7 protein-coding genes and 1 riboswitch are annotated in these 11,996 nt (G+C 70.5%); of the genes, 3 read left to right on the top strand and 4 right to left on the bottom strand.

All coding sequences use genetic code 11. The annotated features are described in order from the left end of the window. Nucleotides 1-94: 94 nt before the first annotated feature. Nucleotides 95-3,964, bottom strand: a complete 3,870-nt coding sequence (locus tag ACHMXE_RS25065; protein WP_395352804.1) for a DUF748 domain-containing protein — start codon at nt 3,962-3,964, stop codon at nt 95-97. 598 nt (nt 3,965-4,562) lie between these two features. On the opposite strand from ACHMXE_RS25065, the gene ACHMXE_RS25060 reads away from it, so the two are divergent. The 3 genes from ACHMXE_RS25060 (at nt 4,563) to nrdR (ending at nt 7,362) form a co-directional block, all read left to right on the top strand. Further along, on the top strand, nt 4,563-5,429 hold the full coding sequence (locus tag ACHMXE_RS25060; RefSeq protein ID WP_395352012.1) for a transglycosylase SLT domain-containing protein: 867 nt from the start codon (nt 4,563-4,565) through the stop codon (nt 5,427-5,429). Nucleotides 5,430-5,473: 44 nt separating this feature from the next. Next, nucleotides 5,474-5,608, top strand: a riboswitch (ZMP/ZTP riboswitch). Nucleotides 5,609-5,649: 41 nt separating this feature from the next. Next, complete coding sequence (glyA, locus tag ACHMXE_RS25055) at nt 5,650-6,894, top strand: serine hydroxymethyltransferase (protein ID WP_203201410.1); 1,245 nt, start codon at nt 5,650-5,652, stop codon at nt 6,892-6,894. Nucleotides 6,895-6,918: 24 nt separating this feature from the next. Further along, a complete protein-coding gene (nrdR, locus tag ACHMXE_RS25050; protein ID WP_057594475.1) occupies nt 6,919-7,362 on the top strand; it encodes a transcriptional regulator NrdR in 444 nt (147 codons plus the stop codon). Nucleotides 7,363-7,392: 30 nt separating this feature from the next. Here nrdR and ACHMXE_RS25045 read toward each other — a convergent pair whose 3' ends face one another. From ACHMXE_RS25045 to ACHMXE_RS25035, 3 genes are read right to left on the bottom strand one after another with little or no spacing between them, the layout of a single operon-like run. Then, complete coding sequence (locus ACHMXE_RS25045) at nt 7,393-7,941, bottom strand: GspH/FimT family pseudopilin (protein WP_395352802.1); 549 nt, start codon at nt 7,939-7,941, stop codon at nt 7,393-7,395. After that, nucleotides 7,938-8,366, bottom strand: a complete 429-nt coding sequence (locus ACHMXE_RS25040) for a type IV pilin protein (RefSeq protein WP_395352009.1) — start codon at nt 8,364-8,366, stop codon at nt 7,938-7,940. The genes ACHMXE_RS25045 and ACHMXE_RS25040 overlap by 4 nt, the downstream gene beginning before the upstream one ends. Continuing rightward, nucleotides 8,363-11,971 carry a pilus assembly protein gene (locus ACHMXE_RS25035; protein WP_395352007.1) on the bottom strand — a complete coding sequence of 1,203 codons (3,609 nt, stop codon included), beginning with the start codon at nt 11,969-11,971 and terminating at the stop codon, nt 8,363-8,365. Before ACHMXE_RS25035 ends, ACHMXE_RS25040 begins: the two co-directional genes overlap by 4 nt. Nucleotides 11,972-11,996: the final 25 nt, after the last annotated feature.

Here is an 11,996-nt window from a genome sequence, read left to right as displayed (position 1 = left end):
GGCCGGTCGCGCCGCAGGGGAAACGGTGCCTGCATATATAGCAGTGCACGCTGAAAAACCAAGGGGCGCCGCGCGGCGCCCCCCGGACGGACGCTCAGCGCATCGCGAGCTTGAGTTCGGCGCCCGGCTTCCAGTCGTCGCCGCTGGCCGTGGTGCGCACCGCGCCGAGGAACAGCCGCTCGCTCGTGAGCTTCTGCGACAGCAGGTAGTCGCGCACGGCGGCGCCGCGCTCCACCGCCAGTTGCCGCATCGACTCCTCGTCGACCGGCACGCTCGCGAGCAGCAGTTTCTCCATCTCGTTGAGCGGCAGGTCCTTGGCCAGGCCGACCATGTTGCGCGGCTTGGTGATGTCGGCGCGCTTGTAGACGGCGGTCAGCAGCGCGGGGTACTCGGCGTCGGTGACCGGCGGCACCTCGGTGCCGGCCTGGCCGCCGCGCACCGCGGCGCGGCGCTTCTCGGCCAGGGCCATCTGGCGCAGGCGCTGGCGCTGGTAGGCATCGCGCTCCTTCTCGAGGCTGGCGGTGCCGATCACGGTCATCTCGAGCGTCGGCCGGTCGACCAGCGCCTTCACCACCTTGTCGAGGCTTTCCTTGGCCGAGGCGCTCAGCGCCGAGCTGCCGGGCTCGAAGGTGATGGTGCTCGACTCGCTGCTGCCGCCGCCGCCCAGGCCGCCGGTCAGCAGGCTGAACGGCGCGGTCACGGCCTTCACGATCAGGTTGACCACCGCCTTGAAGATCAGCGGCCCGATGCTGAACTGCGGGTCGTTGAGCGAGCCGCGCAGCGGCAGGTCGACGTCGATCACGCCGTTGCGGTCGGCCAGCAGCGCCACTGCGAGCTTGACCGGCAGGCTGTCGGGCGCGCCGGCGACCTCCTCGCCGAACTGCAGCTGGTTGAGCACCAGCTTGTTGGTGGCGGTGAGCTGGCCATCGGGCGCGATCTTGTAGTTGACGTCCATGCTCATCTTGCCGCGCTCGATGCCGTGGCCGGCGTAGCGCACGGAATACGGCGACAGCGGCGCGAGGTCGAGGTCGCGCATCTTCGCGGTGATGTCGAGCTCGAGCGGCTTGGCCAGCGGATTGAGCTTGCCGGTGATCTCGAGCGCCGCGGTCTGCTGCGCCTTGCCGCGCAGTTCGAGCTCGGCCAGCGCGGGCCGGCCGCCCTGCCCGTTCGGCGGGTTCGAGGAGAAGGAACTGAGCTTGCCGGTCAGCTCGCTGAGGTCGGCCGAGTAGTTGGGCTTGACGAACAGGTCGGTGAAGTCGATCTTGCCGTTGACCAGGCTCATCGGGCCGAAGTTGATGACCGGCGCCGGGCCGCCCGGCGCGGCGGGCGCGGCCTGGGCCACCGCGGCGGGCGCGGAGGCCGGCGCCGCCGGCGTGGCGGCGCCGCCGACCATCAGCTCGGCCGGCACCGGCGCGCCACCCGCGGGCCGCTCGGGTCCGCGCGTGGTGGTGGTCGTGCCGCCCAGGTTGCGGCGTGAACGGGTCTCGGCCGTCGTGGCCGCGGCGGCCTTGGACTCGGCCTCGCCCTTCTTCGTGAGGCTCAGCAGGTTGAGCTGGCCGCTGGGGTCGATGATGACCCGGGCGAAGAAGTCGGTCAGCGTGGTCTCGCGCACGTCGACGGTGGGCGCGGCGTTGGGCGCCAGGCCGACCTGCAGGCCGCGCAGGCTCAGCGTCTTCCAGCTCAGCAGCTGGTTGTCGCCGCGGTCGAAGCCCGGCGACTGGGTCAGCGAGACGCTGTTGGCGCGGAAGTCGTCGAGCGCGGTGTCGCCCGCGAGCTTGACGGTCATGCCCGCCGGAGCCGTCGCGTAGTTCACGCTGCCGCGGTAGCTGACGAAGGCCCGGCGGATGTCGACGTTGAGCGCGTCGGCGTAGTAGGCCTTGAAGGCATGGGCCGGGAACGAGGCCACCTCGAGCCGGCCCTCGGCGGCCAGCGGCTTGAGCACGATGTGGCCCTTGTAGTCGAAGCGGCCCGGGTCGGCGCGGCGGCCCGAGCCGATGCGGCCCGACACCTGCAGCGGCGACTTGGTGGCGGTCTCGGGCGCGAGCTTCTCGGCATTGAGCTTGAAGGCCGTGATCTCGACCGCGACCGGCGTGGCGCTGGCCTTGTCGGCGTACGAGAGGCTGCCGTTGTCGACCGCGAACGTGCCGACGGTCAGCGCCCAGGGCTTGGTGTTGGCGCCCGGGGGTGCCGATTCGGGGCCGCTGCCGGCCGGCTTGGGCGCCGCCACCTTGGCCTCGGCTTCGGGCTTGCCGCCCGCGGCGGCCGGCGTCTTGAGCCAGCGCTCGAACATCCAGCGCTTCTCGCTGTCGCGCTCGATGCTGACCTTGGGATTGGTGGCGGTGAACGAGCCCACGGCCAGCGTGTGCTTCGCCATGTCGACCTCGGTATCGCGCAGTTCGAAGCGGCCGACGCTCGCGAGCGCGGTCTTGGCCTGGGTCAGCGCGAGGTTGTCGGCCGCCACCCGCTTGGCCTTGAAGCGCAGGTCGGGCGGAGCCCAGGCGATGCCGATCTCGCCGCTGAGCTTGCCGTCGAGCGTGGGCTCGAGGCTGTTGGCCAGATAGGGCGCGGCCAGCGAGAGCGGCAGCGCCTCGACCTCGGTCTGCACCTCGGCCGCCTTGTCGGTGCCGCTGCCCTTGAACTTGAGCGTGGCGCCGCCGACCTCGGTGCTGCCGCTGAACTGGGCCGGCTTCTCCATCGGCCAGGTCAGGGCCGTGACGTCGATGCCGAGCGCGCTGACGTCGATCGCCGCGCCGGGCTGCACGGTCTCGTCGCGCCAGCCGATGCGCCCGCCGCTCAGGGCGATCTTGTCGACCTGGACCTTGAGCGCGGGCTTGGGTGCTGCCGCGCCAGCGGCGCCGCTGGCGGCACTGGCGGACGAAGCGGGCGGTGCCGGCGGCTTGGCCGCGACCACCTTCTCGGTCTTGCCCGTGGTCGGATCGCGCGCCATCAGATTGAGCTGGCCCGAGGCATCGCGCGCCACGACCAGCTGCGGGCTCGCGAGCGCGACCTCGCTCAGATGGAACACCGATTCGAGCGGCCGCACGTCGGCCAGCGCGAGCTTGAGCGAGTCGAAGGCCAGCAGGTCGCGCCCGCGCGCGTCGGCGAGCTTGGCGCCGTGCGCCTCGACCGTGCCGGTGACCTTGAGGCCGACCGTGCTGGCCTGCTGGAAGTCGATCTTGAGGTCGGCGTCGAGGCTGCCGGCCTGCAGCTGAACCGGCAGGCCGCCCGGGATGTAGCCCAGGTACGGCGCGAGGTCGAGCCCCTTGAACTGCACGTGGGCGTCGGTCTTGCGGCTGGCGGCGAAAGGCGTGGTCAGCGCGGCCGAGTCGAACTTGCTGCCGTTGAGCGCGAAGGCGAGCTTGGGCTCGGTGTTGACCTCGCGTTGCGAGGCCAGGTTGCTGAGGAACGGCACCTTGAGCACGAAGTCGCGCAGTTCATGGCGGCGCTTGACGGTCTGGTCGTCGAAATCGACCGCGCCCTCGGTGATCGCGATGTTGTAGATGGCGAAGCGCGCGGGCTCGGCCTTGGGGTCGGGCGGCGGGCCGGAGGCCAGCCTGGCGAGGATGTCGTCGATGTCGTACTTGCCGTCGGCCTGGTGGGTCAGCAGGATGGCCGGCGCTTCCACCGTCACCGCGTCGATCACGGGCGCGAGCCGGAACATCGACTGCAGCTCGGCATCGGCATAGATGCGCCGCACCACGACCTGGTTGCCCTTGCCGTCGGCGGTGGCGATGCGCAGGTTGTTGAGCGTGAGCTCGAGGGTCCAGGGCTTGAAGCCGATGCGCTCCACGGTGACCTGGCGGCCCAGCTTCTCGCTGGCGATCTTCTGCAGCTGGCTCTTGGCGATCGGCGGCACCGCCAGCCAGGCCAGGACCCAGAGGCCGAGAAGCACGAGCAGTGCCACGATCCCGCGTCGCACCCATTTGTTCTTTCTTAAGCTTTGTATCGAGGCGGCAGCATTCATTCGCGCGAGTGTGCCCCAAACAAGTGGCATGCCAGAAGCAAGAAAGCCCGGCGACGCGACGAATGTCATGTCACCGGGCTTGATGGCGGGCATACGACCCATTGCCATCGTTTCGCTCGACCGGAAGTCGATGGTTCCGGTCGTGCTGGCGGCAGAGATTGCCGCCGTGGTTCCTCCGCCGTTCCGGCCCCGGTTCGCACCGCGACCGCCTGGCTTCGGAAAGCACCTGAAAACCTCAGGCCCGTTCAGCTTAGGCGGCCCGACACGGCTTTTCAAACCCGAAATCGCAAGGGATTTCCCTTAAGAAAGACGCGGTCCCCGCGGTCGGTTTGAAACATTTGTTCGACACTTTTAAGAATTAAGACGGAATTCCTTATGCTTGACCGGGTATTTAGCAACGATAGAATCCCGCCTGCTCCGGACGCCCGACGCGACGGAGCCACCCTGTATCCGCTGCCGACTCCCCCCGGCTTGATCAGGCGGCCGCGCACCTCATCCCTCCAGCGCGGAACCTGATTGGTACCAATCCAAGCGCCGCTGCCTCCATCCCACCGCCCTTCCCGGCGCTGCGACAGGTGCCGCACAGAAAGGAAGAGCGATGAACAAGGCGTTTGATGCCACGGCCCGCGGGCTGAGGACCTTCGTGTCCGATGCGGCAGACGGCTTTTTTGAAATCACGCACAACGGTTTCGCCCTGCTGGGCCTGGCCATCGTGTTCGCGGCCCTCGCCCTCGTGGCGCGGCCCGACCTGCGCCATCAAGGCGAGGAACAGCTCATGGGCTGGCTGCAGTCGCGCAAACCCGCGCCCGAAGCCACCGACCTCGAGCCGACCGCGATCGAGCGCACGACGGCCGCGAGCCCCGGCGACCTGCCCAAGCAGCAGGCCGCCGTGGCTTACTGGCTCAGCAAGAAGTACCGCGTCGCGGCCGAGCCGCTGAGCGTGCTCGTGGCCGAGGCCTACAACATCGGCAAGCACACCAAGCTCGACCCGACGCTGATCCTCGCGATCATGGCGGTCGAGTCCAGCTTCAACCCGTTCGCGCAGAGCCAGGTCGGCGCGCAGGGGCTGATGCAGGTCATGACCCGCGTGCACGGCGACAAGTACGAACCGGCCGGCGGCACGCTGACCGCCTTCGACCCCGTGACCAACATGCGGGTCGGCGTGAAGGTGCTGCAGGAATGCATCGCCCGCGCCGGGTCGCTCGAAGGCGGCCTGCGCTACTACGTGGGCGCGGCCAACCTCGAGGACGACGGCGGCTATGCGGGCAAGGTGATGGCCGAGCGCGAGCGCCTGCTGCAGGTGGCCAGCGGCCGCGCGCCCTCGCCGTTCGCGCCGACGCCGCCGGTGCTGCGCCCGCAGCCGCTGCCGCTGCCGGTGGTGGCCCCGGCCAAGCCCGACGAGGCGACCGAGCCGGCCAATGGCCCGACGCCGCCGAAGGTGGCGCTGCTGTCGGCCGTGTCCTGAATCTCCTTTCGCCCGCCGCCGGGCCGGCCCGATCCGCTACACTCGAGCGGGTACGCGACTGGCGATAGGCGCGGTGCCGACAAGGCGCCCGCGCTGACGTGGACTACCACTGGGAAGCGTACCGCCCGCGACGTCGCTCCAGACGCGCGGGCGATCAGCCGTTCGCCTGGGCAGCCCTTGTTTGGTTGAAGAACAAGGACCTCGTCTTCAAAGGACTGCCATGTACCAACGCAACAATCTGGTCGAACAGACCGATCCCGAAATCTGGGCTGCCATCCAGGCCGAAAACGCGCGCCAGGAACACCACATCGAGTTGATCGCGAGCGAGAACTACGCCTCGCCGGCCGTCATGGCCGCGCAGGGCTCGCAGCTCACCAACAAGTACGCCGAGGGCTACCCGGGCAAGCGCTACTACGGCGGCTGCGAGCACGTCGACGTGGCCGAGCAGCTGGCCATCGACCGCGTGAAGCAGATCTTCGGCGCCGAAGCGGCCAACGTGCAGCCCCATTGCGGCGCCTCGGCCAACGAGGCCGTGCTGCTGGCCTTCCTCAAGCCCGGCGACACCATCATGGGCATGAGCCTGGCCGAAGGCGGCCACCTGACCCACGGCATGCCCCTCAACATGAGCGGCAAGTGGTTCAACGTGGTGAGCTACGGCCTGGACGCCAACGAAGCCATCGACTACGACGCGATGGAACGCAAGGCGCACGAGCACCAGCCCAAGCTGATCATCGCGGGCGCCTCGGCCTACTCGCTGCGCATCGATTTCGAGCGCTTCGCCAAGGTGGCCAAGGACGTCGGCGCGATCTTCATGGTCGACATCGCCCACTACGCCGGCCTGGTGGCCGCGGGCGTCTACCCGAACCCGGTGCCGCACGCCGACATCGTGACCTCGACCACCCACAAGAGCCTGCGCGGCCCGCGCGGCGGCATCATCCTGATGAAGTCGCAGCACGAGAAGGCGATCAACAGCGCGATCTTCCCCGGCCTGCAAGGCGGCCCGCTGATGCACGTGATCGCCGCCAAGGCGGTGGCCTTCAAGGAAGCGCTGTCGCCCGAGTTCAAGTCCTACCAGCAACAGGTGGTCAAGAACGCCCAGATCGTGGCCGAAACCCTCACGCAGCGCGGCCTGCGCATCGTGAGCGGACGCACCGAAAGCCACGTGATGCTGGTCGACCTGCGCGCCAAGGGCATCACCGGCAAGGAAGCCGAGGCCGTGCTGGGCAGCGCCCACATGACCATCAACAAGAACGCGATCCCCAACGACCCCGAGAAGCCGATGGTGACCAGCGGCGTGCGTGTCGGCACGCCGGCCATGACCACGCGCGGCTTCAAGGACGAAGAGGCGCGCATCACCGCGAACCTGATCGCCGACGTGCTCGAGAACCCGCGCGATGCCGCGAACATCGACGCCGTGCGCGCCAAGGTCCACGCGCTGACCAGCCGCTTCCCGGTCTACCGCTGAGCCCGAAGAAGAAGCCCTGACCGCATGAAATGCCCTTTTTGCGGTCATCTCGAAACGCAGGTCGTGGAGACCCGCGTTTCGGAAGACGCCGACTTCGTGCGCAGGCGCCGCCAGTGCGGTGCCTGCGACAAGCGCTTCACCACCTACGAGCGCCCCGACGTCAATTTCCCGGTCGTGGTGAAGAAGGACGGCAGCCGCGCCGACTTCGACTCGACCAAGGTCCGTGCCTCGATGATGCTGGCGCTGCGCAAGCGCCCGGTGAGCATCGAGCAGATCGACAACGCGCTGCTGCGCATCGAACAGAAGCTGCTCGCCAGCGGCCTGCGCGAGATCGAGTCGACCAAGGTCGGCGAACTCGTGATGCGCGAGCTCAAGAAGCTCGACAAGGTGGCCTACGTGCGCTTCGCCTCGGTCTACCGCAGCTTCGAGGACGTGGACGAGTTCAGGCAACTGCTGCGCGACATCTGAGTGGCGGGCGCTACCCGCCGCTGCCGGCTGCTACTCGCCGCCCTTTCCGCACACCCCCGTTCCGCATTCCCCCTTCCGATCGGGGTCGCAACTTCGAGGCCGCCCCGACGCCGAGAGGACGATGGCCGCGCGCCGCCCCGTCTCGGCCCTGAACGCGACGCAGCCCGCGCCGAAACCGGCATTGCGCAGGCGCCGCGAGAAGCCGTTGCCGTCGTAGTGCACGCCTTGCGCCAGCCCGTCGCCCAGTTCCTTGTCGATGGCGACGCCCGGCGGGAGCTGGTCGAAGCGGCGCAGCACGCGTGGCGCGCCTTCGCCGCCGGGATCGACGACGATCGCCCAGCCCCCGTCCCAGCCCGCGCCGCCTTCGGGCAGCACGCCGACCGGCTCGCCGCGCCGGATCGCCTCGATCCGCGCCATCGCGAGCGCGCTCATGAAGGCCTGCGACGCGGCTGCCAGCCGCTGATGCAGCAGCAACGCGCGAAAACCCGGCACGCCCACGGCGGCCAGGATGGCGACGATGGCGATCACGGTCAGCAGCTCGATCAGCGTGAGCCCGCGCGCCCTGCCGGATCGCTTCATTGCCAGCACCGCGCCCGCTGCGCGCCATCGCAGCCGCGTCCGCCCGTGCTGTCCAGCCACAGGTTGCCGACCGGCGGGTCCGAGAAGCCGGGCTTGAGCCGCGCGGAAAGCCGCAGACAGTCGTCGAGGCTGCGCTGGCCGTCGCAATGCTCGCTGCGCACGAGGTACTTGCCGCCCTGCCCGCTCTCGGCGGAATCGCCCTCGTAGCGCCGGTAGCGGCCATCGACGGTGAAATGGCGCTCCTGCTGCTGCATCTGCGCGAGCAGCGCCGAGCGCGCCTCGGCGCGCCAGCCGCGGTGCACCGCATCGACGTACGAGGGAAAGGCAATGGCCGCGAGGATGGCGATGATCGCGAGCGCGATCAGCACTTCGATCAGGCTCCAGCCGAGGGCCGCGCCCGCTCGCTGGCCGTGGCGGGCGGTCATGGCCGCCTCCCTTGCGGATCCGGCACCTGCCGCCAGCTGAGACGGCCGGCGCGGCGCGAGACCGTGGCGTCTTCGAGCGGCCGGGTGAGCGACACCGCCTTGCCCTTCATCAGCGTGCCGGGACTGAGGACCGCGAGCCGCCGGGTCTCGGCGCGCCGCCCCGTCGGATCGGCGGCACCGTAGGCGGCGTCGCCCTGCTGGACCACGAAGGGCGCGCCCGGCAGCCCCGCCTCCGAAGGCACGCAGGTGCCGCCCATCGACAGCCCGGTCATCGCGTCGACGGCGCAACTGCGGCCACCGCCTTCGCCGCAGGCCGCCTGCGGCGGGATCAGCGTGTTGAAGAACAGGCGGCCGTCGGCCAGCACGGAGCGCTCGACCTGCCGCTCGCCCTGCTCGCGCGAGGCCGGCAGGTCGAGGTACCAGCCACGCCGCCGTGTCGTCGTGCGATCGAAGGCGCCGTAGACGAAGGACGGGCCTTCGATGACCGTCAGCCCGCCCTCGACGGATCGCGCCTGCCGCGCCATCAACTGGGTGCGCGCCTCGCCGGCGCGGATCGGCGTGCCCGTGTCCTGCACCGCATACACGGTCTGGAGGCCGCGGCGCGCGGCACCGAGGTCCGCCGGCTCGATGAACTGGCCGGTGCCGAATAGCACGACGCTGCCGCCGCCGGGCCCGAGCCCCACCTCCGGCGGCACCGTGATCGGCTGGCGCCGGCTGCCCGCGCCGCCATCCATCGCGACCATCAGCGGCGCCCCGCCGAAGCCCAGTGCGTTGGCTTCGCTCCACGGCGCATCGCGCTCGAAGTCGAACTTCCAGAGATGGCCCTGGGTATCGCCCGCATAGAGCCAGCGGACCGTTCCGTCGTCGGCCGCATGGTCGCCCGGTGCGCTCGCGAGCGCATTGAGCAAGCTGGCATCGGCGGGCCGGGGCAGCAGGATCTTGTGATAGTCGACGCCGCGCCGCCACGGCGTGCCGGCCGGCTTGTCGAGCGACAGCAGGAACAGCGCGGCACGCTTGTCGGCATTGCGGTTGTTGAAGCCCGAGGGCACGACCGCGAACCAGGCATGGGTGGCCGGGCGGCCCGCGGTCGCCGCCCTGGTACGGAACTTCAGGATGCGCGGCGGCTGCATCAGGTGGCCCATGTCGGGGTCGTCGGCGCTGCCGAATTCCCACAGCACCTTGTCGGCCGAGAAGGCGCGCGGGTCGCTGACATCGAGCGCGAAGACACCGGCCGCGCCCGCGCCGAGGCCGGAGACCAGCACGCTCTTCCACTTGCCGCTGGCCATGCGTGCCTCGGCCACCGTGGGCGTGCCATCGACGTAGGCACGGTGCGCGCCACCGGCCTGCGCCAGCTGGCCCAGCGCGGGAAACACCAGGCGCGGGACATAGCCGAACAGCTCCTCGCCCGTGCGCGCCGAGAAGGCATGCAGCATGCCGTCGTTGGCGCCCTGATAGACGACTCTCTCGCGCTGGCGGTGTGCATCGAGGAACGCCGGGTAGCCCGCCTCGCGCAAGGCGGCATCGGGCGCGCCGACGTACAGCGGCGCCGCATGCGCGATGTCGCCCATCACCGAGTCGCGCACGCGCAAGCGGCCGCCCGCGAACGAGGCCTCGTTGCGGCGCTCGCCGCGCAGGTAGTTCAGGCGGTCGCGGGCCAGGACATCGACCGATGCCGCCGACGCAGGCTCGGCCGCCGGATCGGGGTCCGCGCGCAGCGAGCGCCGCAACGGCTCGTCGAGCGCCTCCCATTCGAAGGGGATGCCGAGGCCGGCGCTCGACAGCGTGAAGATCTTCCGCGACGCCGCTGCACCGGGCTGCTCCATGCGCGCATCGAGCAAGGCACCCGCGTCCCACGACGGCTCGTCGGCCACGCGCAAGGCGCCGGTCTCCGGGTCCACGAACAGGCGAAACGCCTGCAGGGTGCCGGACCAGCGCCGGCTGTCGGAACGCGAGCGATAGACGCTCGCGCCGGCCGCGCCCACCGTGTCCGAGGAGATCGCGGCCGTGGCATTCGCGCCCAGCGGCGGCGCGGTGGCACGGCGCAGCACGCCGCGCAACGCCTGCGCCGTCGATCGCGCATCGCTGGCCAGGACGTAGTTGGCCGGCATCGGCTGCCCGTCGCTGTCGAGCCCCTCCGCCCATTCGGCGTTGCCGAACCATGCCGACCTGCCCGCCGTGTCCGGGGCACCGAACAGCGCGGCGGTTCGGAACGGATCGCCATCGCCGTTGCGGTCCACGAATCCGCCGTACTTCGCGGCCAGGTAGAGCGCGCTGCCGCGCTCGCGCTTGCCCACCGACGCGCCGCGGCCGGCATCGAGGTCGATCGCGAAGGTCTGGACGCGCAGGTCGGGGTGGTCGCTGCGGACCCGCTGGGTGCGCGCCCAGTAGGCGAGTCCCGCCATGGCGAAGGAGCCAGGGGCCGCGGCGGCGTCTCCATGCTCGAACGCAGCGACAAGGCGAGCCCCGTGCGCGACGCCGGGCTCGAAGGCCGCGCCCGGCCATGGACGCTCCTCGCGGGCGTCGAGGCCGCCGATGCTCAGGACGTGCTGGCGCTGGCAGTTGCCAAGCACCGGATCGGCTGCCGTCGACGGTCTGCCCTGCAGGTAGCGCAGCGATTCGTGGAACAGCTCGCCCGCGGCGCCGAAGCGCGCGTATGCGCCCGAACGTCCGAAGCGATTGACCGCCAGGACGATGCCCTGCGCGGTGCCCGCGCCGCCGTCATGGAACACGCCCGTGCGCGCATCCCACTCGGCCCGCGGGTTCGCGACCCGATCGAAGCGGGCATCGGTCTTCTCCGGCCCGATGGACTTCATCGCTTCGCGCGGCAAGCCGCCGAGGCGCACGGCATCGCCGCCGAACACGGCGAAACGCGCGTCGCCCGCATGGATCTGCAAGGCGCCCACGGGTTTGTGATGCCCGCTGGGATGGGCGGCGCACAGATCGCGGCGCGCGACGGCCTCGTCGGCGGTGCAGACCTCGACGCGCGCGAAGTGGAGATCGGCGCCGGCCGCCGAGGCGCAGCCACGGTCGGCGTCGGCGCGCATGTCCGTATCGACGACCAGCCGCTCCCCGCAGTTGCGGATGCGCAGCGCACCGCCCGCGCGAAGCCTGCCGCGCGGAACCAGCCACTCGAGATGCCCGCGCACGGTCTTCACGGGAAGCTCGAGGCCGGCATCCACCGGCCAGGTCGCGCGCTGCAGCACGGTCCGCTCGGGCGTGTCCACCACGCGGTCGCCGCCGGTCAGCGCCATGCGCAGATGGTCGAGCGGCGACGCCGTGGCCCAGTTCAGCAGATTGCCGCTCCATTGGTCTTCGCAGACGATCTCGCCGCCGGCAAGCGTGGTGGCGGTTGCCGTGCGGCGGAAATAGCCGTCGACGCGCAGGTAGTCGTAGCAGCCCTTCGCATCCCAGTAGCCGCCGTGGACCTTGGTGGGCTCGAAGTCGCCGAGGTACGCCGGTCCCGCGTTCGAGGCCTGGATCGCCAGGTCGATCACGACGTTGGGCTCGGGCTGGCCGGCCAGCGCATGGAGCGGCACGTCGGTCAGCAGCGCGTCGGGCGGCATCGCGGAGGACGCACCGGCCCATGCCGGGCCCTTCCACGTCATGCAGAAAACCACGGCGATGCACACG

Origin of the sequence: Variovorax sp. UC122_21 (genome assembly GCF_044056785.1) — a bacterium.
Taxonomy (GTDB): domain Bacteria; phylum Pseudomonadota; class Gammaproteobacteria; order Burkholderiales; family Burkholderiaceae_C; genus Variovorax.
This window is presented reverse-complemented; position numbering and strand designations above follow the sequence as displayed.

Excerpts from the sequence above, each read along its gene's own strand:
- ACHMXE_RS25065 (WP_395352804.1), bottom strand. The coding sequence starts at position 3,964 with ATGAATGCTGCCGCCTCGATACAAAGCTTAAGAAAGAACAAATGGGTG.
- ACHMXE_RS25060 (WP_395352012.1), top strand. The coding sequence starts at position 4,563 with ATGAACAAGGCGTTTGATGCCACGGCCCGCGGGCTGAGGACCTTCGTG.
- glyA (WP_203201410.1), top strand. The coding sequence starts at position 5,650 with ATGTACCAACGCAACAATCTGGTCGAACAGACCGATCCCGAAATCTGG.
- nrdR (WP_057594475.1), top strand. The coding sequence starts at position 6,919 with ATGAAATGCCCTTTTTGCGGTCATCTCGAAACGCAGGTCGTGGAGACC.
- ACHMXE_RS25045 (WP_395352802.1), bottom strand. The coding sequence starts at position 7,941 with ATGAAGCGATCCGGCAGGGCGCGCGGGCTCACGCTGATCGAGCTGCTG.
- ACHMXE_RS25040 (WP_395352009.1), bottom strand. The coding sequence starts at position 8,366 with ATGACCGCCCGCCACGGCCAGCGAGCGGGCGCGGCCCTCGGCTGGAGC.
- ACHMXE_RS25035 (WP_395352007.1), bottom strand. The coding sequence starts at position 11,971 with ATGACGTGGAAGGGCCCGGCATGGGCCGGTGCGTCCTCCGCGATGCCG.